This is a genomic window from Pseudonocardia halophobica (genome assembly GCF_050948485.1).
In the GTDB taxonomy this organism is placed as follows: domain Bacteria; phylum Actinomycetota; class Actinomycetes; order Mycobacteriales; family Pseudonocardiaceae; genus Pseudonocardia; species Pseudonocardia halophobica.
This window is the reverse complement of record NZ_CP192046.1, coordinates 1,507,678-1,530,244: the sequence shown is the minus strand read 5'-3', so window position 1 is coordinate 1,530,244 and position 22,567 is coordinate 1,507,678. Positions and strand designations below refer to the sequence as shown.

Annotated in this window: 22 protein-coding genes; 7 read left to right on the top strand and 15 right to left on the bottom strand. The window is 71.4% G+C overall.

Annotated features, from left to right (window positions below):
* Nucleotides 1-36 precede the first annotated feature (36 nt).
* The 6 genes from ACQP04_RS07440 to ACQP04_RS07415 all read right to left on the bottom strand — a co-directional run bounded on the left by ACQP04_RS07440 (nucleotide 37) and on the right by ACQP04_RS07415 (nucleotide 5,851).
* Nucleotides 37-498: a cupin domain-containing protein gene (locus tag ACQP04_RS07440; RefSeq protein ID WP_433506315.1), complete on the bottom strand. Its 462-nt coding sequence runs from the start codon at nucleotides 496-498 to the stop codon at nucleotides 37-39.
* A gap of 8 nt (nucleotides 499-506) precedes the next feature.
* Nucleotides 507-1,694 carry a thiolase C-terminal domain-containing protein gene (locus ACQP04_RS07435; protein WP_433506314.1) on the bottom strand — a complete coding sequence of 396 codons (1,188 nt, stop codon included), beginning with the start codon at nucleotides 1,692-1,694 and terminating at the stop codon, nucleotides 507-509.
* Nucleotides 1,676-2,110, bottom strand: coding sequence for a Zn-ribbon domain-containing OB-fold protein (locus tag ACQP04_RS07430; RefSeq protein WP_433506313.1), 435 nt, complete (start codon nucleotides 2,108-2,110; stop codon nucleotides 1,676-1,678). Before ACQP04_RS07430 ends, ACQP04_RS07435 begins: the two co-directional genes overlap by 19 nt.
* 10 nt (nucleotides 2,111-2,120) lie before the next feature.
* Nucleotides 2,121-3,311, bottom strand: a complete 1,191-nt coding sequence (locus ACQP04_RS07425; RefSeq protein WP_433506312.1) for an aromatic ring-hydroxylating oxygenase subunit alpha — start codon at nucleotides 3,309-3,311, stop codon at nucleotides 2,121-2,123.
* A 238-nt stretch (nucleotides 3,312-3,549) separates the two neighbouring features.
* A complete protein-coding gene (locus tag ACQP04_RS07420; RefSeq protein ID WP_433506311.1) occupies nucleotides 3,550-4,965 on the bottom strand; it encodes an aldehyde dehydrogenase family protein in 1,416 nt (471 codons plus the stop codon).
* Between the two features lie 133 nt (nucleotides 4,966-5,098).
* Nucleotides 5,099-5,851: an SDR family NAD(P)-dependent oxidoreductase gene (locus tag ACQP04_RS07415; protein WP_345384321.1), complete on the bottom strand. Its 753-nt coding sequence runs from the start codon at nucleotides 5,849-5,851 to the stop codon at nucleotides 5,099-5,101.
* A 114-nt stretch (nucleotides 5,852-5,965) separates the two neighbouring features.
* Here ACQP04_RS07415 and ACQP04_RS07410 point away from each other — a divergent pair, with 114 nt between their 5' ends.
* The 6 genes from ACQP04_RS07410 (at nucleotide 5,966) to ACQP04_RS07385 (ending at nucleotide 12,921) form a co-directional block, all read left to right on the top strand.
* Nucleotides 5,966-6,598, top strand: a complete 633-nt coding sequence (locus tag ACQP04_RS07410; protein ID WP_433506310.1) for a TetR family transcriptional regulator — start codon at nucleotides 5,966-5,968, stop codon at nucleotides 6,596-6,598.
* Between the two features lie 183 nt (nucleotides 6,599-6,781).
* Nucleotides 6,782-8,293, top strand: a complete 1,512-nt coding sequence (locus ACQP04_RS07405) for a class I adenylate-forming enzyme family protein (protein WP_433506309.1) — start codon at nucleotides 6,782-6,784, stop codon at nucleotides 8,291-8,293.
* Entirely contained in the window at nucleotides 8,290-9,351 is a 1,062-nt protein-coding gene (locus tag ACQP04_RS07400) for a hypothetical protein (protein ID WP_433506308.1), read from the top strand. The genes ACQP04_RS07405 and ACQP04_RS07400 overlap by 4 nt, the downstream gene beginning before the upstream one ends.
* A gap of 10 nt (nucleotides 9,352-9,361) precedes the next feature.
* Nucleotides 9,362-10,477 carry an NDMA-dependent alcohol dehydrogenase gene (locus ACQP04_RS07395; protein WP_433506307.1) on the top strand — a complete coding sequence of 372 codons (1,116 nt, stop codon included), beginning with the start codon at nucleotides 9,362-9,364 and terminating at the stop codon, nucleotides 10,475-10,477.
* 16 nt (nucleotides 10,478-10,493) lie between these two features.
* Entirely contained in the window at nucleotides 10,494-11,660 is a 1,167-nt protein-coding gene (locus ACQP04_RS07390; protein ID WP_433506306.1) for an LLM class flavin-dependent oxidoreductase, read from the top strand.
* 34 nt (nucleotides 11,661-11,694) lie between these two features.
* On the top strand, nucleotides 11,695-12,921 hold the full coding sequence (locus ACQP04_RS07385) for a cytochrome P450 (protein ID WP_433506305.1): 1,227 nt from the start codon (nucleotides 11,695-11,697) through the stop codon (nucleotides 12,919-12,921).
* Between the two features lie 3 nt (nucleotides 12,922-12,924).
* On the opposite strand, the gene ACQP04_RS07380 is transcribed toward ACQP04_RS07385, so the two are convergent.
* The 6 genes from ACQP04_RS07380 to ACQP04_RS07355 form a co-directional block, all read right to left on the bottom strand.
* Nucleotides 12,925-14,277, bottom strand: coding sequence for an LLM class flavin-dependent oxidoreductase (locus ACQP04_RS07380; RefSeq protein WP_433506304.1), 1,353 nt, complete (start codon nucleotides 14,275-14,277; stop codon nucleotides 12,925-12,927).
* Nucleotides 14,274-15,209, bottom strand: a complete 936-nt coding sequence (locus ACQP04_RS07375) for an HpcH/HpaI aldolase/citrate lyase family protein (protein WP_433506303.1) — start codon at nucleotides 15,207-15,209, stop codon at nucleotides 14,274-14,276. The genes ACQP04_RS07380 and ACQP04_RS07375 overlap by 4 nt, the downstream gene beginning before the upstream one ends.
* Nucleotides 15,209-16,405: a CaiB/BaiF CoA transferase family protein gene (locus ACQP04_RS07370; RefSeq protein WP_433506302.1), complete on the bottom strand. Its 1,197-nt coding sequence runs from the start codon at nucleotides 16,403-16,405 to the stop codon at nucleotides 15,209-15,211. The genes ACQP04_RS07375 and ACQP04_RS07370 overlap by 1 nt, the downstream gene beginning before the upstream one ends.
* Nucleotides 16,402-16,698: a hypothetical protein gene (locus ACQP04_RS07365; protein ID WP_433506301.1), complete on the bottom strand. Its 297-nt coding sequence runs from the start codon at nucleotides 16,696-16,698 to the stop codon at nucleotides 16,402-16,404. The genes ACQP04_RS07370 and ACQP04_RS07365 overlap by 4 nt, the downstream gene beginning before the upstream one ends.
* A 46-nt stretch (nucleotides 16,699-16,744) precedes the next feature.
* The gene (locus ACQP04_RS07360; RefSeq protein WP_433506300.1) at nucleotides 16,745-17,731 is read right to left on the bottom strand and encodes a LacI family DNA-binding transcriptional regulator; all 987 of its coding nucleotides are present in this window, start codon (nucleotides 17,729-17,731) and stop codon (nucleotides 16,745-16,747) included.
* Between the two features lie 185 nt (nucleotides 17,732-17,916).
* Nucleotides 17,917-18,210 (bottom strand): hypothetical protein, encoded by a 294-nt coding sequence (locus tag ACQP04_RS07355; protein WP_433506299.1) that lies wholly within the window; start codon nucleotides 18,208-18,210, stop codon nucleotides 17,917-17,919.
* A gap of 399 nt (nucleotides 18,211-18,609) precedes the next feature.
* Between ACQP04_RS07355 and ACQP04_RS07350 the strand changes: the two genes are divergently transcribed.
* A complete protein-coding gene (locus ACQP04_RS07350) occupies nucleotides 18,610-18,813 on the top strand; it encodes a hypothetical protein (protein ID WP_433506298.1) in 204 nt (67 codons plus the stop codon).
* A gap of 391 nt (nucleotides 18,814-19,204) precedes the next feature.
* On the opposite strand, the gene ACQP04_RS07345 is transcribed toward ACQP04_RS07350, so the two are convergent.
* The 3 genes from ACQP04_RS07345 to ACQP04_RS07335 all read right to left on the bottom strand — a co-directional run bounded on the left by ACQP04_RS07345 (nucleotide 19,205) and on the right by ACQP04_RS07335 (nucleotide 22,398).
* Entirely contained in the window at nucleotides 19,205-20,608 is a 1,404-nt protein-coding gene (locus ACQP04_RS07345) for an MFS transporter (protein WP_433506297.1), read from the bottom strand.
* Nucleotides 20,609-20,710: 102 nt separating this feature from the next.
* Nucleotides 20,711-21,643, bottom strand: a complete 933-nt coding sequence (locus tag ACQP04_RS07340; protein ID WP_433506296.1) for an LLM class F420-dependent oxidoreductase — start codon at nucleotides 21,641-21,643, stop codon at nucleotides 20,711-20,713.
* Nucleotides 21,640-22,398 (bottom strand): SDR family NAD(P)-dependent oxidoreductase, encoded by a 759-nt coding sequence (locus ACQP04_RS07335; RefSeq protein ID WP_433506295.1) that lies wholly within the window; start codon nucleotides 22,396-22,398, stop codon nucleotides 21,640-21,642. The genes ACQP04_RS07340 and ACQP04_RS07335 overlap by 4 nt, the downstream gene beginning before the upstream one ends.
* Between the last annotated feature and the right edge of the window lie 169 nt (nucleotides 22,399-22,567).

The window sequence follows — 22,567 nt, the reverse complement described above, 5'->3', positions numbered from 1 at the left end:
CTCCTCGTACTCTCTGTCGACGATGACGTTCGAGCGTCAGGTGGTGGGTGTGCGGGTGCCCCCGACGATCGTCGAGAGCACCCGCACCGGCTCCGACGACCTGTTCTGCCAGGCGTGCCTGCTGCCGTTCACCACGACGAGATCGCCGGCACGCAGCGCGACCTCGCCCTCGTCCAGCTCGAGCACGACCTCGCCGGACAGGACCACGTTCACGTCCACCGAGTCCGTCGAGTGGAAGCCCGGTCGCTCCCCCGTGCTCTGCACGATGTCGTCCGGGTCCTCGCCGGTCGTGCCCGCGGGGATGGTCCAGGTGATGACCCAGACCCCACCGGCCGGCGGGAACGCCACCTCGCCCGGGACCTCCGTCGGAGCCGGAAGGGTCGGCACGGTGTCGTTGCGCCACAGCAGGTCGAGGTCCATCGTGCCGACCTCGGCCGTCGTCGCCTTGCCGTCGGCGACAATGTACGACCGTCCGTCCGGGCCCTCGCCGGTCACCACGCGGCGCATCAGAGAGCCGCCGCGCTCGCGAACAACGCGGTGGAGACGACGGGATCGCCCGGCCCACCGGTCATCAGGGACAGGTTCGCATCGGGCACCTGATTGGTGGAGGTGCCCCGGATCTGCCGGACGGCCTCCCCGACCAGACTCATACCGTGGATGAAGCCCTCGGCGAGGTTGCCGCCCGAGGTGTTGATCGGCAGGCCGCCGTTCGGGGCGACGAGGTTGTCGAACGTGACGAACTCCCCCGCGCTCTCCGGTGTGCAGAAGCCGTGCTCGATCAGGGCGGACACGCCCATCCCGGTCATGTTCTCGTAGATCTGGGCGACGTCGACGTCCCCCGGCCCGTAGCCGGTGTCCGCCCACAGCCGGTCGGCCACGCCCTGGAAACCGGCGGACCAGTACGGGTTGCCGCTCTCCTCGAGCATCCCCCAGCCCTGCGCGGCACCCATCGGCGCGCCGAGCAGGTAGGCGGGCTTCTGCCTGAGGTCCTTCGCCCGCTCCGCGGACACCAGGATGACGGCGGACCCCGCGTCGTTCTCCCGGGAGCAGTCGAAGAGGTGGTAGGGCTCGGAGACCCAGCGGGACTCCTCGTAGGTCTCCGCGTCGAGCTCGGTGTCGCGGCCGATCGCCCGGGGGTTGCGCTTCGCGTGGTGGTACGAGGCCAGCGCCATGTCCCGCAGCGTGCGCGCGGGCACGCCCTCCGCCTCGATCAGCCGCATCGACCGCAGCGCGCACATCTGCGCGGGCGAGTCCAGGCCGTTGACCAGGTGCTGGGGCGACGTGTCGTCCTGCGCGACGTCCACCCGCAACCGGCGGCCGCGGTACTCCGACATCGCCCGGTACACCACGACCACGTTCGCCTGGCCGGTGACGATGGCCGTGGCCGCGAGGCCGAGCGCGCCCGGGATCCCGCCGCCGTGGGTCCACACCAGCGCCCCGAAGCGCAGCTCTCTCGTGCCGAGCGCGGGCATCATGCGCTGGCCGTCGTTGCGCTCCGAGCCGTAGGAGACGAACCCGTCGATCTCCGACGGGTCGATCCCGGCGTCCTCCGAGGCGGCCACGATGGCGCGCATGGCCAGCTTGAGTGCGGGCTCCCCGGAGGTGCCCCGCTTGTACCACGGGGTCTCCCCGACGCCGACGACCGCCGTCGTCCCCCGCATGATCGCGTTGACCATCAGCTCACCACGCTCCACCGCACGGCCGGGTACCCCTTGGCCTTCTCCGACGGCGGGTCGATGTGCCCGCGCACCTCCGCCCCGACGTGCACACCCTCATCGGGTCCCGCGAGCACGCCGACCACGCGCGCCCCGTCGGCCGCGGGCACCTCGGCGACGACCACGACGTACGGCAGGTCCTCGGTGCGCTCCTTGGTGCGGTCGAACGCGTAGTGGGCGCGGGTCCAGGAGTAGATGCGCCCGCTCATCTCGACCGGCTCCCAGAGCTGCTCCCACGAGCCGCAGTGCCCGCAACGGAAGTGCGCGGGCCACATCCAGCGCTTGCAGTCCGCGCAGCGGGGCAGCCGGAACTCGCCCTCCTCCAGGGACTCCCAGAAGCGGTCGTCCGCCCCGATGCCCCCGGTGATCCGGTGGGCGTGGAACTCGTACTCCACGGGTCCCTCCTCAGCCCCAGTGCCGGGGGTCGTCGAGCGCAGCTGCCATCCAGCGGTGGAAGTGCTGGTTGGCGATCTCGTTGCGGCCGAAGTAGAGCGGCCCGATGTCGGTGTTCGACACCGCCTTCTGCAGGCTCTCGTTGACCACGATGTCCTCGTCCTGGAGCACGCGGATCAGGATGTTCCAGTTCTTGTCCCAGCGCGCCTTCTGCTCGTCGGTGACGGCGGGCTCGCGGGTCAGGATCCGCATCTGCATCCGGGTGCCGACGGCGGTGCCCGGCGCGGGCACGAAGTTCAGCACCTCGAGGTGGTCCGGCTGGCGCAGCACGCTCATGTTGGGCATGAGGAAGTGCGCGACGGTGATGTGCCGGTCGATCTCGGCGGTCTCGGGGTCCTGGTCGCGGACCTTGTCGATGCTCTTGCGCGCCGACACCATTCGGCCGTGGCGGCCCATCGGCTGCCAGGTCTGGGCGTTGTTGTAGAAGTACGGCGCGACGGTGCCGGTGTGGGCGTAGGCGATGTGGTAGCCGTCGAGGAAGGCGTCCATCAGCACCTTCCAGTTGATGTCCACGTCGAAGTTGCCCGCGACGTAGCAGGTGTAGCGGTCCATCTCCAGTGCGGAGAGCGACGCCTCGAACTCCGGGCCGAGCCACTCGCCGACGTCGATCTTCCGGTCGCTCGCGGCGGAGTCGACGACCCAGACGAAGCCGTGCCGCTCCTCGACCGGGACCTCCTTGAGGCCCAGGCAGGACTTGTCCACGGTGCCGAACGTCGGCTCCTCGGCGATCGCGCGCAGCGACCCGTCCCCGGCGTAGGACCAGCCGTGGTAGCGGCAGGAGAAGAACCGCCGGGAGCCGGTGTCCTCGTTGACCAGCCGGGCGCCGCGGTGGCGGCAGGTGTTGACGAAGCCGCGCACCTGGCCGTCGGCCTGGCGGACCAGCACCACCTCGTTGTTCGGCAGCTGGGCCACGAGGAAGTCGTTGCGCTTGGGCAGCTCGCTGCCGTGCGCGGCGATGATCGGCACGTGGCCGAACAGGTCGGCCCGCTCGCGGGCCGCCAGCGCCGGGTCGGTGTAGACGCGCGCGTCGATCTCGAGGACCTCGGGTGCGAGGTCGGTGGTGCGGTTGTCGAGGTGGTCGAAGAGGACGCGGGCGAAGCCCGCCTTCGTCTCGGCGTCGTAGGGCAGGTCGGCGTACACCATCGGGGCCCTCCTCCTGAGGGCCGCCCTCCACTGTGGATCGTGCGGTGGTGGTGGGACGGCTCGGGCTCGTCGTCCGCGACGGACGATTGTCGGGAACGGGAAACGCGACCGGAAGAATCCGTTCGAGCGGCGTCGGAAGACGTATCACCCGGTCGATGGTGGCGCCGCCACGCGCTGTTTCCGGCGCGTGGTCGACGTCACCTTATTGGGTTAGGTTGGTGCGGTCAAGACGCAGGTCCTACAACTGCAGGCTCTTGATCTCGACGAACTCCTCGAGTCCGAACGCGCCACCCTCGCGGCCGTGGCCGGACTGCTTGAACCCGCCGAAGGGCGCGGCGCCGTTGAACCGGCCGCCGTTGACCTCGATCTGCGTCGCCTTCATCCGGCGCGCGACGGACTGGGCGTGGCCCTTGTCGGTGGACCACACCGCCCCGGCGATGCCGAAGATCGTGCCGTTGGCGATCGCCACCGCCTCCTCCTCGGAGTCGAACGGGATGATCGACAGCACCGGCCCGAAGATCTCCTCCTGCGCCACGGTCGCCGTGGGCGCGACGTCGGAGAGCACCGTCGGCCGCACGTAGAAGCCGGGCCCCTCGGGCGCCTCCGGCGAGCCGGTGACCAGCCGTGCGCCCTCCTCGACCCCGGTGCGGATGTAGCACAGGATCTTGTCCCGCTGCGCCGCGGTCACCATCGGGCCGAGCTTGGTGGCGTCGGCGGTCGGGTCGCCGGGCGCGTACGTCTCGGCCGCCGCCTTCGCGAGCTCCTCGGCCGCGGCGAGCCGGGCGCGCGGGACGAGCATGCGGGTCTGCGCGTTGCAGGACTGCCCGCCGTTCATGTAGCAGGCCCGCACGGTGTGCGGGACGGCCTTGGCGAACTCCTCGTCGGACAGGTCGTCGAGCAGCACGGCGGCGCTCTTGCCGCCGAGCTCCACCGACACCCGCTTCACCGTGCCCGCGGCCAGCTCCAGGATCCGCTTGCCGACCGCGTTGGAGCCGGTGAAGCTGACCATGTCGACGTCCGGGTGCACGGCGAGCGCCTCGCCGACGATCGGCCCGTACCCGTTGACCAGGTTGAACACCCCGGCGGGCACGCCGATCGCGTCGATCGCCTCGGTGAGCGCCCGCGCGGTGAGCGGGGCGACCTCGCTGGCCTTGACGACGACCGTGCAGCCGGCCGCGAACGCCGCGCCGATCTTGGCCGTGATCTGGTGGAGCGGGTAGTTCCACGGCGTGATGGCGCCGACGACGCCGACCGGCTCGCGCACGATCAGCGAGTTCCGCAGCGGCTCCTCCCACGGGAAGTCCGCGGCCGCGGCCGCCGCCTCCCGCAGGTCGACGATGCCGAGCCCGACCTGCGCCCAGCGGGCGGTGCGCCGCGGCGTGCCGACCTCCGCCACCACGATGTCGGTGATCTCGTCCTGCCGGCGCTCCAGCTCGTCCGCCAGCCGGGAGACGAGCTTGGCCCGCTCCCCCGGGTCCGTCGCGGCCCACCCCTCGAGGGCCCGGCGGGCCGCGGCGACCGCGAGGTCGACGTCCTCGGGCGAGCCCGCGGGCACGTCCCCGATCCGCTCCTCGGTGGCCGGGTTGAGCACCTCCACCCGCTCCGTGCTCGCCGAGGCGGTCCACGCCCCGTCCACGTACAGATCGAAGGTCACGACGTGCACTCCCCCTCGTCGGGCAGGCTCCGAGAATGGCGGCAGAATCGCCGCCGGCAACAGGGCCGCGACAATTCCGCGGCGACCGATCTTTACCTTACGGGTGTAGATAGAACGGTGTCAACCACGCTGCTCAGGCGACTCCCCCGCTGACCGGCAGCGTGTGCCCCGTGACCATCGCGGCGGCGGGCGAGCAGAGGTACACGACGGCGGCCGCCACCTCCTCCGGCGACACCGCCCGCTCCACGAACTGCCCGCTCGACACCTGCTCGGCGATCGCCTCCGGGCTGAACCAGGCCTCGACGGTCGGGGTGAGGGTCAGCCCGGGCGCGACGGCGTTCACCCGGATCCCCTCCGCGGCGTACTGCTTCGCGGCGTACCGGGTCAGGTGCACGACCCCGGCCTTCGCCGCGGCGTAGGCCGGCGAGGCGGTCGTCTGCGGGCTCATCCCGGCGCTCGAGGCCATGTTCACGATCGCCCCGCCGCCCCGGGCGAGCATCGCGGGGATCTCGTACTTCATCCCCAGCCACGCCGAGGTCAGGGACATCCCGAGGATCCAGTTCCACTTCTCCAGCGTCGTGGTGGTGACGGTGCGGCCGAGCTCGCCGCGCCCCACGTTGTTCAGGGCCAGATCGAGGCCGCCGAACTCGTCGACGACGCGGCCGACCATGGCCGCGACCTGCTCCTCGTCGGTGGCGTCGGTCCGCACGAAGAGGCTGCGGGCGCCCGCGGCGACCAGCTCCTTCGCCGTGGACTCACCGCGATCGGCGTCGAGGTCCGCGATCGCCACCGCCGCACCCGCCTCCGCCAACGCCCGGGCCGACGCCAGCCCGATACCCGAGGCTCCCCCCGTCACCAGCGCGATCTTCCCGTCCAGCACGCCCATGGGCCGGTCCTCCCCTCCCCGGTCCACGACGGACCCGGACGAGCGGCGAACGTACCTTACGCGAATAGGTGAGAGAAGGTCCGAACGCGATCCCCGGTGCGCCATAATCCGCACATGCCGCGGCCCGCCCAGCCCCTTCTGAGCTACCCGTCGATCGTGTCGTCGGCGTTGGCGATCATCGACGAGGAGGGCCTGGAGGCGTTCAGCCTGAAGCGACTCGCCCGCGAGATGAACGTGCAGGCGCCGTCGCTCTACTACCACTTCCCCGACAAGGCCTCGATCCTCGAGGCGGTCGCCCGGGCGATCGTGCTGGAGACGCCGCGGCCCCGCGAGCGCGATCCCGACAACTGGATCGAGTACTTCGTCGCCCAGAGCCTCAACTTCCGGCGGACGATCCTGCGGCACGCCAACGCCGCACCCGTGCTTCTCCAGTTCATGCCGCGGGACGTCTTCGCGCCCGTCTACGAGATCTCCGCGGCGTTCCTCTCCAAGGTCGGCGTGCCCGACCACCTGCAGGTTCTCGTGCTCGACGGCCTGGACCGCTTCACCCTGGGCGCCGCACTGACCGAGGCGATGAAGCGCCCGGCGACCCGCAAGGAGATCTTCCCGGACGTCGACCCCGGGTCGGAGCCGGCACTCACCCGGGCGATCGAGGCCAACGAGCTCGACCCCGAGACCCTGTGGGCCGAGTCGATCCGGACCTTCCTGCGCGGCATCGACGACCCGCGCCTCGGCCGCCGGCCCTGACGGCGACGGCGACCCTTGACACCCCTCTACCTACCATCGTAAGGTAAGTTTTCGTTCGGCTTTTCCGAGCCATTTCCGTGCGATACCTCGTCAATGCAGACAGGAGTGCGGACGAATGCCCCCGCGTCCCGATTCGCTGCGCGTTCGGCGCCACTCTCTCCTGCCCACCACCGGGAGAACCGCATGATCACCGACGGCGTCCGCTGGTGGGCGCGCAACAACCCCGACCGCCTCGCGATCGTCTTCGACGGCACGGACGAGGTGGACTACGCGACCCTCGACCGCTGGACCGACAATGCCGCCCGCCGGCTTGCCGCGCTCGGCGTCGGCGCCGGGGACCGGGTCGGGTTCGTCGGCGCGAACAGCCTGGAGTGGATCGCGTCCGCGATCGGGGCGCTGAAGCTCGGCGCCATCGCCGTCCCGTTCAACAACCGCTTCACGCCCACGGAGTTCCGCCACCAGCTCACCGACGCCGAGCCCGTGGCGGTGGTCGCGGACGAGGCGTCGCGGGCCCGGATGGCCGAGGCCGTCGGGGACGACCCGATCCGGCTGCTGCCGATGGAATCGTTCGCCGCACAGCGCGACGAGCCCCACATCCCCGTACCGCCGCCCGTGGTCGCGCCGGACGACGTCGCGATCATCGTCTACACCAGCGGCACCACGTCGAAGCCCAAGGGCGTCACGCTCTCGCACCGCAGCTTCGTCAGCTTCCTCACCGAGTTCGCGGTGACCGAGCCCGTGATGCGCCCCGGCGGACGGATGATCTTCGTGCTGTCGATGTCCGGGATGCCCGGGCTGCCCTGGCACGTCCTGCACCCGCTCACCCGCGGCATGACGCTGTTCTACGAGCGCGGCTTCGACGCCAAGGCGATGCTGCAGCGCATCAGCGAGAAGCGCGTCGAGGTCGTGTGCGGCGTGCCGCTGCTGTTCGAGCAGATGTCCGCGCTGCCCGAGTTCGCCGAGGCCGACCTCTCCTGCATCCAGCTGGCCACCGTGGCCGGTGCGCGTGTGTCTCCGGACAACCTGAAGGTCTGGCTGGACAAGGGCGTCGTGCTCCGGCAGTCCTACGGGATGACGGAGCTGCACGGCCTGTCGTCGATGAACCCCGTCGAGGAGGCGATCGCGCACCCGGAGTCGGTCGGTCGCGGCTCGGTCTTCACCCCGCACCGGGTCGTCCGGGCGGACGGCACCGAGTGCGCGCCGGGCGAGGAGGGCGAGATCGTCGCGAAGGGCCCGTCGATCACGCCGGGGTACTGGCGGAACCCCGAGGCGACCGAGGCGGCGTGGCGGGGCGGCTGGTTCCACACCGGCGACCTCGGCGTGGCCGACGAGACCGGGCTGATCCGCATGGTCGACCGGATGAAGGACCTGATCATCTCCGGCGGCTACAATATCGCGCCGTCGGAGATCGAGAACGTGATCGCGGGGCTTCCCGGGGTCGACGAGGTGTGCGTGGTCCCCGTGGCCGACGAGCGGTTCGGCGAGACCCCGGCGGCGGTGGTGCACGGGCTCGACGCGCCCGACGCGGAGGCCGTCGTCGCCCACTGCACCGAGCACCTCGCCGGTTACAAGATCCCCCGCTACGTGGTGCGCTCTGCCGACCCGCTGCCGCGCATGGCGAGCGGCAAGATCGCCCGACGCGAGATCCGGGAGCTCTACGCCGACGTCCCGACCACGCACGCCAGGGTGCGATGAGCACCGCGCTCCGGTCCCCCACCACCCTGGACGGGATCACGCCGGAGTGGCTGACCGGGATCCTCGCGCGCACCACCCCGGGCGTCGAGGTCGCGGAGGTGGCCGTCGACTCGGTCGTGTGGGGCACGGCGACGAAGGTGACGCTGAAGGTCCGCTACGCCGCGAACCCCCCGGGCGGGCCGCCGGAGGCGTTGTGCCTCAAGGGCGGGTTCGACGACGCCATGCGCGCCCTCGGCCACCGCGGCTACCGGGCGGAGGCCCGCTTCTACGCCGACATCGCCCCGGCGCTCGGGAACACCGTGCCCGGGTGTTGGGGCACGGAGGTCGACGACGAGGGCGAGCAGGGCCTTGTCGTGCTCGACGACCTGCGCGGTCCCGGGATCGCCTTCGGCCGCCCGCAGGACCGGTACACCCCGGACCAGGTCGCAGCGGCGCTGGAGCTCCTGGCGGACATGCACGGTCGCAGCTGGGACCGCACCGGCCCCGGGTCGACCCCCTGGCTCGTCGTCGGCTCGCCGCAGTACCGGACCGTCGTCACGGGCTTCCTGTCCGAGGCGCACTGGGTGGCTGCCCTGGAGCGGCCGACCACGGAGTGCTTCACCCCGGCGATGCGGGACCGGCGGCGCGTCGAGCGGGCGATGCACCGCCTGTGGGAGATCGACGACGCCGAGGTCCAGTCGCTCGCCCACGGCGATCCGCACATCGGCAACACCTACCTGGTCGACGGCGTGATCCGCTTCCTCGACTGGCAGGTCGCGTGTCTCGGACCGTGGGCGGACGACACGGCGTACTTCCTGGTGGGTGCGCTGGACGTCGAGACCCGCCGGGACAGCGAGCGCGACCTGCTGCGCACATACCTGACCGCGCTGGCCGCGACCGGCGCACCGGCGCCCACCTTCGACGAGGCCTGGGCCGCCTACCGCCGCCACCACCTGCACGGCCTGCTCTTCGCCGTGTGCCCGCCCGAGAAGCAGGGCGAGGACGTCTGCCGGCTGATGGGTGAGCGCTACGCCGCGGCCGTCGCCGACCACGACACCCTGGCCGCCCTCGGCCAGTGAGGAGGACCGAATGAAGACCAGAGCAGCTCTGCTCATGGAGGTACCCGGCAAATGGGAGGTCGTCGAGGTCGACGTCGACGAGCCCCGCGCGAACGAGGTGCTGCTGCGGTACGCCGCGACGGGCCTGTGCCACTCCGACGAGCACCACGCGACCGGCGACAGCGGCACCCAGGTCCTGCCCTACTGCGGCGGTCACGAGGGAGCGGGCGTGGTCGAGGCCGTCGGGCCCGGTGTGACCACACTGAAGCCCGGCGACCACGTGGTGACCGCGTTCATCCCTGGCTGCGGGCGCTGCCGCTGGTGCGCGAGCGGGATGCAGAACCTCTGCGACCTCGGGGCGCTGATCCCGAAGGGTGCCCTGCTCGACGGCACCTACCGGATGCACCACGAGGGCCGCGACGTCGCCCAGGCCGCCTTCGTCGGGACCTTCTCCGAGTGGAGCGTGGTGCCCGAGCTGTGTTGCATCCCGATCGGGAAGGACATCCCGCTGACGACCGCGGCGCTGGTCGGCTGCGGCGTCCCCACCGGATGGGGATCCGCGGTCAACGCGGGCGGGGTGAAGCCGGGCGACGTCGTGATCGTGATGGGTACCGGCGGTCTCGGGATCAACGCCGTGCAGGGTGCCAAGCACGCGGGGGCGGTGCGGATCATCGCGGCGGACCCGCTGCCCTTCCGCCGTTCCGGCGCCCTCGAGTTCGGCGCCACGGACGCCGTCGAGACGATCGAGGAGGCCACCGACCTCGCCCGCTCGCTGACCAACGGCCAGGGCGCGGACGTCGCGATCGTCACCACCAGCACGCTGAAGGGCGAGTACATCGCCCAGGCCTTCGACGCCGTCCGCAAGGACGGCACGCTGGTCGCGACCGCCGTCCCCGGGCGGGACCCGAGCCCGATCCCGCTCGATCTCGTCCAGCTCCCGATGTACCAGAAGCGGATCCAGGGCTGCCTCTACGGCGCGATGTCCCCGACGAAGGCCGTCCCCGCCCTGCTCGACCTCTACCGCGCGGGCCACCTCAAGCTCGACGAGCTGGTCACACGCACCTTCACCCTCGACGAGATCAACGACGGGTACGCCGCGATGTACGAGGGCAGCACTCTGCGCAGCGTCGTCGTCCACTCCTCCTGACCCTGGAGCACCCGCCATGTTGCGCTTCGGCCTGTTCATGCCGCCGTACCACAACCCCCGCCGCAGCCCCGCGGTCGCGATCGAGCAGGACCTGCGGCACATCGAGGCGCTCGACCGTCTCGGCTACTCCCAGGTCTGGTTCGGCGAGCACCACAGTGGCGGCTTCGAGTACATACCCTCGCCCGAGCTGATGATCGCCGCGGCCGCGCAGCGGACATCGCGGATCGAGCTGTGCAGCGGCGTGATCTCGCTGCCGTACCACCACCCGCTGATGGTGGCGGACCGGATCGCGTTCCTCGACCACATGACCCGCGGCCGGATCCGGATCGGGTTCGGCCCGGGCGCGCTGGTCGCGGACTCGCAGATGATGGGCATGGACTACAACCTGCTCCGGCCGCGGATGGAGGAGGCGCTCGACGCGATCATCGAGCTGCTCGGGGCCCCCGGCCCCGTCCACCGCAAGACGGACTGGTTCACCCTCGACGACGCCCGGCTGCAGCTGCAGGGCTACCGGCCCGGTGGGATCCCGCTCGCCGTCGCCGCAGCGATGTCGCCGTCGGGGCCGAAGCTGGCGGGCCGGCACGGGCTGGGGCTGCTGTCCGTCGGCGGAACCTCGGCCGCCGCCGCGGAGCTGCTGGCGAAGACCTGGGGGATCACAGAGGCCGAGGCAGCCGCGCACGGGCAGACCGTGACGCGGGACGACTGGGCGATCGTCGGGAACGTACACCTCGCCGAGTCGGACGAGCAGGCTCTCGAGGACACCCGGTTCGGGCTGGCGGACTTCATGGCCTACCGGCACGTCACGACCCCGATGCAGATGATCGCACCGGGCGAGGAGGTCTCCCACGAGGAGCTGGTGCGCCGGGTGAACGAGTCCGGGTACGGCTGTATCGGCGGGCCGGACCGGGTGGCCGAGTACGTCCGCGGGCTCGTCGAGCTGACCGGCGGCTTCGGCACCTTCCTGCTCACCGCCCACGACTGGGCGGACACCGCCGCGACGAGCCGTCAGTACGAGCTGTTCGCCGACGAGATCACGCCCCGCTTCACCGGCACCACCGACTCCCTGAACCGCTCCTACGCCTGGACGGCGGAGCGCAAGGACGGCTTCAGCGAGCGCTTCCACGCCGGCATCCGCAAGGCCCAGGCGGACTACGCCGCCGGGCGAGGCGGCTCCGCCGGCTGACCCGGACGCTCCCCACCACCGAAAGGCGACGCCAGTGCCCACCCGTCTCGAGGACGTCCCCGCCGAGCTGATCACCGACTTCGACATCACCGACCCGGCGCTGGCCGATCCCCACGACGCGCTCGCCGTGCTGCAGGAGCAGACGCCGGTCGCCTGGTCCCCGCTGCACGGCGGGCACTGGATCGTCACCCGCTACGACGACGTCCACGCCGTGGTCCGGGACTGGGAGACCTTCTCCAACACGCAGAACCAGGTCCCCGTGGTCGCGCCGGTGCCATCGATCCCCCTGCAGATCGATCCGCCCGAGCACAAGCTGTACCGGCAGATCCTCAACCCTCTCTTCAACCCGGGCCGGATGCGCGCGCTGGAGGAGGCGATCCGGCACACCACCACGTCGCTGATCGACGGCTTCGCCGGGCGCGGGCGCTGCGACGTCGTGCAGGAGCTGGCGCACCCGCTGACGATGGCCACATTCGTCTCCCTGATGGGCTGGCCGCTCGACGACGGCGAGCGCTTCACCGAGTGGACCGAGGCGATCCTCGTCGGGAAACCCGGTGCCCCGGCGGAGGAGGACGCGGCGTTCCGCCAGAAGGCCAACGAGGAGGTCTTCGCCTACTTCACCGGCGTGATCGCCGACCGCCGCGGCGGCGACGGCCAGGACCCGACCTCGCAGATCGTCAACGCGGAGTTCGACGGCCGGCCCCTGACCGACGACGAGCTGCTCCGGATGTTCTGGCTGCTGATGCTCGGCGGGCTGCACACCGTGCGCGGTGTGCTGGGGCTCGGGCTCATCCATCTCGTCCGCAACCCGCAGGAGCGGCAGCGACTGCTCGACGACCCGTCCCTGCTGGGCGGGGCCGTCGAGGAGCTGCTCCGGGTCGAGGCACCGGTGGCCGCGGGCCGGGTCGTCACCCGCGAGACGACGCTGCAGGGGGTGACCCTGCAGCCCGGCGACATGGTGCTGGTCATGCTGTCCGCGGCCAACCGGGACCCGCGGGAGTTCCCCGCGCCCGATGAGCTGCGGATCGACCGGACCCCGAACCGGCACCTCGCGTTCAGCGGCGGCCCGCACCGCTGCGTCGGCTCGCACCTCGCCCGGATCGAGCTCTCGGTCGCCCTCGCGGAGGTCCTCCGCCGGATCCCGGACTTCGAGCTGGACCCCGAGCACACTCCCGAGCTGCACCACAGCCAGGTGCGGGGGATCAACTCGCTCCGCATCCGGTTCACCCCGCGCGCCCCGACCGCGGTGGAACGACACTGAGGTTCAGCTCGGCGGGGTCCGTGTCCCCACCGTCGGCGTGGTGACCCCGAGGTGCGCGCGCAGAGTCGCTCCCGCGTACTCGCGGCGGAACAGGCCGCGCTCCTGCAGGATCGGCACGACCATGCGGGTGAGTTCCTCGAAGGCGCCCGGGAGGTGGGTCGCGGCGAGCACGAAGCCGTCGCAGCCGCCGGAGGTGAACCACTCCTCCATCTGGTCGGCGACCTGCTCCGGGGTGCCGACGAAGCGCGGGCCCTGCAGCAGGGTGGCCCGGTGCGCCGCGAGGTCGCGGAGGGTGACCTCGCGGCCCAGGTGGTTGCGGATCCCTTCGGCGAGGCCGCGGATGCCGCCGCTCGCGGCCATCAACTCGTCGGAGATGACGTCGTCGAGGTCGTGGCGCGAGAAGTCGTAGTTGAGCACCTCGGACAGCAGCGCGAGCGACGCGACGGGATGCACGTAGGCGTCGAGGAACAGACGTTCCTTCTCGCGCGCGATAGCCTCGGTCTCGCCGACCACGGTGTAGGCCATCGGCAGCAGCTTCACGTCATCGGGGTCGCGGCCCGTGTCCGCGATCTGCGCCTTCTGCTCGGCGTAGTGCTTCTGCGCCACCGGGAGCCCCGGGTCCGCCGTGAAGATCATGTCCGCCCAGCGTCCGGCGAACCGCCGTCCCCGGCCGGACGACCCCGCCTGCAGGATCACCGGTCGCCCCTGCGGGGTGCGCGGCACGGTCAGCGGGCCGCGGACCGAGAAGTACTGGCCCTTGTGGTTCACCTCGTGGACCTTGCCCGGGTCGGCGAACTCGCCCGAGGCCCGGTCGAGGACCAGCGCATCGGGTTCCCACGAGTCCCACAGCGCGGTGACGGCCTCGAGGAACTCCTCGGCACGGTCGTAACGTTGATCGTGGTCCAGATGGGACTCCAGCCCGAAGTTCTGCGCCTCGGAGTCGTTCACCGAGGTCACGACGTTCCACGCGGCGCGGCCACCCGAGAGGTGGTCGAGCGTGGCGAAGGTGCGGGCCACGTGGAAGGGGGCGTAGTAGGTGGTCGAGTAGGTCGCCCCGACCCCGATGCGGGAGGTCGCGCCGATGATCCCGCCCAGCACCGCGGTGAGGTCGAGCTTGATCGGACGGGCGCCGTAGCGGACGGCGCCGGCGACCGAGTCGCCGTACACGCCGGGCATGGCGAGCCGGTCGTCGAAGAACACGCAGTCGAACTTCGCCGCCTCCAGGACCTGGGCGATGTGCGTGTAGTAGGGCATGGTGAGGAACCCGAGATCGGCGGACGGGTACCGCCACGATCCGGAGTAGACGGTCACGTTGCCGGCCTGCATGAAGCCGACGAGCGTCATCTGCGTGGTCACGAGTGGCGTCCTTCCCCTGTCAGGCCTAGCAGCGCGGCCTTGCGGGCGATGGTGTCGGCATGGCGCAGGTGGGCGGCGTCGACGAGCATCCCGTCCAGCGAGGTGGCGCCCCGGCCCGCCGCCTCGGCCTCCCGGTAAGCCGCGACGACCGCCTCGGCGTGCGTGATCTCCTGGGGTGTGGGGCTGAAGACCTCGTTGGCGATCGCGATCTGGCTCGGGTGGATCGCCCACTTCCCGACGTAGCCCTGCGCGCTGGCCGCGGCGCAGGCGGCGCGGTACGCGTCCGGGGCCTTGAAGTTCGGGAACGGAGCGTCGATCGCGTCGATCCCCGCGGTGCGGGCGGCGACGATGATCCGGGCCCGCGCGTAGTGCCAGATGTCGCCCGGGTACGGCACGACCGGGTCGAAGTTGACGTCGACCCGCGCGCCCTGGGAGGCGGAGAAGTCCCCGGCCCCGAAGATCACCGCCTCCAGCCGCCTGGACGCGGTGACGATCTCGTCGACGTTCTGCAGGCCCTCGGTCTCCTCGATCAACACCTCCAGGGCGATCCGCTTGGGCGGCAGACCGAGGGTCTCCTCCAGCTGGTCGAGCAGCACGTCGACCCACCACACGTCCCGGGCGCGGCGGACCTTCGGCACGATGATCACGTCGAGCGCCTCGCGGGCCTCGGTGACCACCTCGATCACGTCCCCGTGGGCCCACCGGGTGTCCACGCCGTTCATCCGGATCGCCCGGGTGGTGCGGCCCCAGTCCAGCTCGCGCAGGGCCCGGGCGGCTTTCCCGCGCGCCTTCTCGCGCTCCGCAGGCGCGCAGGCGTCCTCGAGGTCGAGGAACACCAGGTCCGCGTCGGACACGGCGGCCTTGGCGAACATGTGCTCGTTGCTGGCCGGGGTGGCCAGCTCGGAGCGCCGGGGCCGGACAACGCGGGCCATCAGATCACCCCTTGTTCCTGCAGCTCACGACGGCGTCCGGCGTCGACGCCCAGCAGCCCGCCGTAGATCTCCTCGTTGTGCGCGCCGAGTTCGGGACCCAGGTGGTCGATCGACCCGGGGGTCTCCGAGAAGCGTGGCACCGGGCCCTGTACCCGCATCTCCCCGAGCTCCGGGTCCGGCAGCCTCGGGTACACGCCGCGGGCCCGCACCTGAGGATCGTCCAGCAGCTGAACGGCGTCGTAGACCGGGGCGGCGGCGACCTCGGCCTCCTCGAACACGGCCATGGCGTCGTCGAGCGTGTGCTCGCCGATCCACTCCGCCATGAGCCGGTCGATCTCGGGGGCGTTGCGCAGCCGCTGCTGGGCCTCGGCGAAGCGCGGGTCGTGCGTCAGCTCGGGGCGGCCGATGGCGCGCAGCGCCCGCATCGCGATGGTCGGCGCGCTGCCGGACATCGCGATCCAGTGCCCGTCCTTGGTCAGGTAGGTGTTGCGCGGCGCGCTGATGTCCCAGCGGTTCCCGGTCCGGGCCGGGACCGTGCCGAGCTGGTCGTACGTCAGGACCTGCTGCTCCAGCAGCCGGGCCAGCGGCTCGATCAGGTTGACGTCGATGAGCTGGCCGGTGCCGCCGTGCACGTCGCGGTGGTAGAGCGCCATCATCACCGCGTACGTGGCGGTCAGCGCCGCGACGCCGTCGGCGAGCATGAACGACGGGAGCGTGGGCGGGCCGTCCGGGCTGCCGGTGAGGTGGGCGAAGCCGCTCATCGCCTCGCCCAGCGTGCCGAAGCCCGGCCGGTCGGACTTCGGTCCGCCGGCCCCGTAGCCGGTCACGTGCACCGTGACCAGCCGGGGGTTGGTGCCCGCCAGGCTCTCGTGGTCGAGCCCCCACCGGCGCAGGGTCGACGGCCGCAGGTTGAGCACCACGACGTCCGCCCGGTCGGTCAGCGACCGCAGCAGCTCCCGGCCCGCGGCCTCGCGCAGGTTGAGCGTCACGCACTTCTTGTTTCGCCCCAAGCTCTTCCACATCAGCCCGACGCCGTCGCGCTGCGCACCCCACTGCCGCAGCGGGTCCCCGCCGTCCGGCTGCTCGACCTTGATCACTTCCGCGCCGTGCTCCCCCAGCCAGGTTGCGATCAACGGTCCGGCCGCGAGCGTCGCCGCGTCGATCACCCGGAGACCTGCGAGCGGTCCTGTACTCATCCGAACTCCTTCACCGGCATGGGGACGGTGGGGGCGACGGGGGTGCTGCGCATGCCGATCCCCCACGCCAGAGCGCCGAGCAGGGCCAACGCTGCGGCGAGGCCGAGCGGGACGAGGAACGAGCCGGTCGCGTAGGCGACGGCCAGCAGCAGCCCCATCACCGCCGCGTTGGTGTGGAACTCCTCGGTCAGCACCGGCGCCGCCACGGAGAGGTTGACGCGGTCGACGTAGGCGATGGCCGTGATGATCAGGACGAAGGTCGCGACGAGCCAGCGTCGTCGGTTCCTCAGCATGTCTTTCCTCCTCGCACTGCGGTGCGGTCCGGAACGGATGTGACTCTTACGGCACAGCCCCCGGCGGCGCGGTGGATCCCGCGAGGCGCAGGACGGGGGCGACGAGGGTGCCGCCGCCGGTGGCGCCGCCCTCGAGCGCGTCGAGCAGCAGCCCGGCCGCTCGGCGGGCCAGCTCGGCGTAGTCCACCTGGATCGTCGTCAGGGGCGGGTCGGCCAGCGCGAACCACGCCGGATCGCCGTAGACGACCAGGGAGAGCTCGTCTGGGATGCGGCGGCCGCTGTGCCGCGCCGCCTCGGCGGCGCCGACGGAGAGCGAGCCGCCGCCGACGAGCAGTGCGGTGGCCCCCGCCGCGATGAGCTCCGCGGCGCCCTCCCTGCCGAGCTCGCGGGTGGGCTCCACCAGCCGCATCGCCATGGCGTCGCGGTCCAGGCCGGCGAGCTCCATCCCCCGCCGAACGCCGCGCAGCCGGACGGTGCCGTTGGAGAGCTCCCGCGGCGTGCCCAGGTAGGCGATGTCCGTGTGTCCAAGGGCGGCGAGGTGCAGCACGCTCTCGGTCAAGGCCTGCTCGTCGTCCGAGAAGACCCCGGGGGCGTCGATCCCCGAGGCCCGGTGCAGCTCGACGACCGGAAGGCTGCCGAGCAGCCGCCGGGTCTCGTCCAGCACCCCGGTGCTCGGGGAGATCACCAGTCCGGCGCACCGGCTGGCGATGAGGTCGCGGAGCTGCCGCAGCTCGCGCTCGGGGTCGTTCTCGGTGATCGTGAGGATCATCTGGGTCCCGTCGGCGGACAGCAGCCGTGCGCACTCCGCGGCGACCGCCGAATACGCCGGGGTGTCGACGTACGGGATGACGAATCCGACGAAAGCGCGGCTGGAATTCGCCGACAATGCGCGTGCGAGGCGATTCGCGACATATCCGCGGGCCTCGGCGTGCGCCCGCACCCGCTCCGCGAGCTCCGGCCGCACCGCGGCGCTGCCGTTGAGCGCCCGCGAGACCGTGGCCGTCGAGACGCCCAGCTCACGTGCGAGGTCCACGACCCCGAACGTCGACCTCCGACCGCGCGCCGCCATGACCCACCACTTCGCTGTAAAGGTTTACATTGCATTCTTTGTAAAGGCTTACATCGCGTTGTTCCCTGAGTACAACACACGCCATTTCCCGGCGTCAACGGGCGCACCGGCGACCCGACCGGCGTGCGGTCGGGTCACCGGGGTCCGGCTCAGGCGTGCGCCTCCCGGGCCGGCGGGGCGAGGAGGTCCTTCGGGATCGGGCAGACGTAGGGCGTCACGGCGGTGACCGCGGCGTGCTCGGCGCGCGCCGCCGCGAGCAGCTCGGGGCGCGTGACCAGCTCGAGCGCGGTCGCGGCGATCACCGTGGCGGCGTGCGTCATCGCCTTGTGCGCGGCCGGGAGCTTGCCCTGCGCCACGTACTGCCAGGAGTGCCACGGCGTGCCGAAGGCGGCGGCGCAGCTCAGGGTCTGCACCGTCGGCGTGATCCAGCTAGTCCCCGACATCGCTGGAACCGTTGTTCAGGTGCCGGTGCTCGGGCGCCGCGAGCTCCGGGACGCCGTCGTGCAGGCAGCGGGGATCGTCCGCGGCCAGCACCTCAGCACCCGGGTGATCACCGAGGGATCCGGCTGGCGGCTCCCGGCGCTCACCGAGTCCGAGCAGGCACGTCTGCGCGAGACCATCGGGCCGGTGGACCGCGCCGCGACCGGCGTGCTCAGCGCGGACGAGCGTGCTGTGCTGGGCGGCCTGGTCGCCGACGGCCGGGCGTCGACCGCCGAACTGGCCGCCTACACCGGTCTGAATCCGCGGCGGGTCCGCGACCTCGTGCGGGACCTGCTCCGCTCCGGCCGGCTGATCCTGCGGACCGAACTGCAGGCCGAGGCCAGCGGGTGGCCGATCTACGCGTGGTTTTCCTCCGCGTGCCCGCGGCCGCGGCGACCACGATCAGCCCGCGGCTGGGCAGCCTGCCGGAGATCCGCACGGTGCTGCAGATCGCCGGTCCCAGCAATGTGATCATGGCGGTGTGGCTGCGCGAGCTCACGGACGTGAGCAGGCTCGAGGCGGCCGTCGAGAGGCAGCTCAAGGAGGTCGAGATCGTCGACCGCTGAGTGGTCCTGCGCTGCACGAAGCGGGTCGGCGTGGTCCTGGACGAGACGGGACGACGCGTGCGCGGCGTCCCGATGCTCTAGTCCCCAGGCCCGCGGCGAGCTCGCGGTGGACGCCATCGGTGTGGCCCGCTTTTCGCAGCCGCCGTGATCACTCCGCCCCCGGCAGAATGAGCCCGGCATGGCGTCGAGTACTGCCGCGGACGGGGTGGCTGGCGGGCGAAGCGGGCGAGCAGGCCCCGCTCGGCCTCCACGACGTCCTGATGTCGGCCCCGCACTACTACTTTGTCGACCGGCATCGGATCCCGCAGGGGCGACTGAGCTCCGACAACCCGTCGCCCGTCCCGTTCACTCGCGAGCGATTGGGGCTGCGATGTGGAGGAGGACAGGGCGGTCAGGCCCCAGGTGTTGGGTCGGCCGGAACGACGGTGTTGCTGTCCGACGATCCGCTCAGAGGCTGCGACGCGCCCTTCCGTTGCGTCCCCCGCAGCCGGGTGACGAGCAGTGTGATGGCGATCGCGGCGACCAGCGTCGGCACAATGGCCAGTCGGAACATGGTGACCTCGGAGATGCCCTGGCTCAGCAGGAGCCCACCGAGGATGGGGGAGATCAGCGACCCGACCCGCCCCATCCCCTGCATCCAGCTCACGCCGGTGGAGCGGGCGTGCGACGGGTACATGGCCGCGGCGACCGGGCTGAGCGCGTTCTGGGTTCCGATTCCGAAGAACCCGACGGCGATGAGCGAGATCAACACGAGGGCCGGGTAGTCCAGGGTGACGCTGGTCAGATAGATGAACACGCAGGCCAGGGGGAACCCGATGACCATCACGCGGTAGTCGCCGGAGCGCCGATCGGCGACAGCCGCCATCGCCAGCCCACCCGCGATCGTGGCGAGTAGCGTCAGGGACATCGCGTTGGCAGACGTGGCGGGAGACAGCCCGGCCTGGCCGAGCAGCGTCGGTACCCAGGTGAAGAGGAAGAACGTGAGCACGTAGGCCGAGAACGACGCCGCCCACAGCAGGATCGTGCCCGGACCGTGTCGGTCGGTGAACAGCGCGGCGACGGGCGCCTTCGGCGCGCCCTTCGTGACCTCACCTACGGCTGCGAGCGGTGCGCCGGAGTCCTTGGGGTCGATCTGGAGCAGGAACCGCTGGGCCTCGGCCTGCTTGCCCTTGGCCAGGAGGTACTCGACCGACTCGGGCAGCATCCACATCGCCACCACGGCGAGCAGAAGCGGGATCACGGCGCCGACCACGAAGATCGAGGTCCAGCCGAAGGCCGGCAACATGACCTGTGCGACCAGTCCGCAGACCACGCCGCCCGCCACTGCGCCACTCCCGACCAGCGTGGCGACCTTCGCCTTCGATCGCCTCGGGACCAGCTCCACGGCGAGGGCGATGACGTTGGCCAGCGCCGCACCAAGCCCGAGGCCGGCGAGGAACCGGAGCGCCGAGAGTGCCTCGACGCTCTGCACGAACACGATCAGCCCCGTGAACAGCGCGAAGGTCGACGTGCAGACGATGATGACGATCCGGCGGCCGAGCCGGTCGGCCACCGGCCCCAGCGACACCAGGCCGACGATCATTCCGATCGACCCGGCGGTGACGGCGACACCGAGCTGCCCGGGCGAGATCGCCCATTCCTTCGCCATCGACGGGATGAGGTAGCCGATGGCGAGGGTGTCGAAGCCCTCTGCCATCGCGATGAGGGCGCACAACGCGACGATCGCCTTCTGGCGACCCGTGAACCCGATCCGGTCGAGTGTCTCATCGAGCGCACGTGGGCGGCTCTCGTTCATCGATGGCTCCTAGGATCGACACAGCTTCGGACGGCCTCGACCGCCACGGATGCGGCGAGGTTTCGTGCGGTGCGGGCGCCAACGCCGCGAGGTGCGGGCCGGTCAGGAGGCGCCGATCGCGGCGGTCGGAGTGGCGGCCCACCACTCAGCGAAGTCCGCGATGGCGGCGATGTGGTCGTCGACGGTCTCCAGTGGCCGGACCTGGAGCCCGATCGCAGCGGCACTCGCCATCGAAGTCCGGACAGCGAGGCGGGCTCCGCCTGCCGCGATCCATCGGTCCCGGTCGACGGTCCAGGCGTCGGGACCCACTCCGTAGGAGAGAAAGAGCTCGGCGGGCACGTCCGCCGGATCTCGTCCTGCGGCGCGCGCGGCGTCGGCGAGCTCTCCGACCTGGTCGAAGGTCTCGTCGCCGCCGAAGGCGAAGAGGAACCCGTCGGCGATCCTGCCCGCGCGGCGGACCGCGGCCCGCGTCCGGCCGCCGAGCAGGATCGGGATGCGGTTCGCCGGTAAGGGGACCAGCGCAGCGCGGTCGACGCGGTGGAAGGTACCGGTGAAGTCGACGACGGGCTCGCTCCAGAGTCGACGGAGCAGTGCGACCTGCTCCTCCAGCCGCTCTGCCCGACCGGAGAACTCGATCCCCAGCGCCTCGAACTCCACATGGTTCCAGCCGATCCCCAGCCCGAGCGCAAGCCTGCCCCCGGAGAGCCCGTCGAGCTCCGCGGCCTGTTTGGCGAGCAGCGCGGTCTGCCGCTGCGGTGCGACCACGACGCCGGTGGCCAGCTCGATACGTGTGGTGACCGCCGCGAGGAACGCGAGCAGCGTGAGCGGCTCGTGGAAGGGGACGGTCTCGTCGTACGGTGCGGCCAGAGGTGGGTTGCGATCGTCCTGGACCACTCCGAGGACGTGGTCGTAGACGATCACCCGGGAGTAGCCGAGATCTTCGGCGGCTTGGGCGAACGCCCGGACGGCTCCCGGCTCGACGGGGAGCTCCTGGCTCGGAAAGACGACGGATCGGTGCAGCGCGGGCCCGGTCATGGCACGGTCCAGCCCGCGTCGGCGACGACAGCAGCGCCGTTCATGAACGAGGCACCGTCGGAGGCGAGGAAGTGGCAGATGGAGGCGACCTCGTCCGGCAGGCCCCGGCGGGGCATGGTCGCCCGGAACTCGGCGACCAGTCGGGCAGTCTCCTCGTCCCCGGGCACGCCCGCCTGCATGCCGGAGTCCACCCCGCCGGGGCACACCGCGTTGCAGCGGATACCGCGGCCGCCGTACGAGGCGGTGATGCTTCGGGTCAACCCGACGACGGCGTGCTTGCTGGCGGTGTATCCCGCACCGGCCCGGCGGCCGCGGAGGCCCGCGACGGACGCGACGGTCACGATGATCCCGCCACCCCGCTCGAGCATGCCGGGCAACACGCGCTTGGACAGGAGGAAGGGGCCCTTCACGTTCACACCGAAGTCGGTGTCCCAGGCTGCCTCGTCGACATCGACGACCCCGGCCAGACCCTCCGCCGCGAGGCCCGCATTGTTGATGAGGACCTCGACCGGGCCGACCTGAGACTCGATCGCGTCGACGGCTGCGTCGACCTCGTCGCTTCGCGAGACGTCCGCGCGCACGGAGAAGGCGTTGTGGCCACTCTCGCGCAACTCGAGCGCCGTCTTCTCGGCAAGGTCGTCGGCGATGTCGAGGATCGCGACGGTGTCGCCGCCTGCCGCGAAGGTGCGCGCGATGGCGGCGCCTATGCCGCGACCTGCACCGGTGACGAGGACCGTGCGGGGGGTGGGGGACACAGGGTCCCTCCTCTCGGATTCAGAGGGTGCTGGACTCGCGACCGGCGAAACGGGATGACGGACCGCGCAGGATGGGCGCCTGTCGACGGCAGGCAGCCCGCACCATGCTCAACGGAGAGGGCCCCGGAGGTCGCGGAACCATTCGGGCAGGCCTCGGCATCCGCGAGGT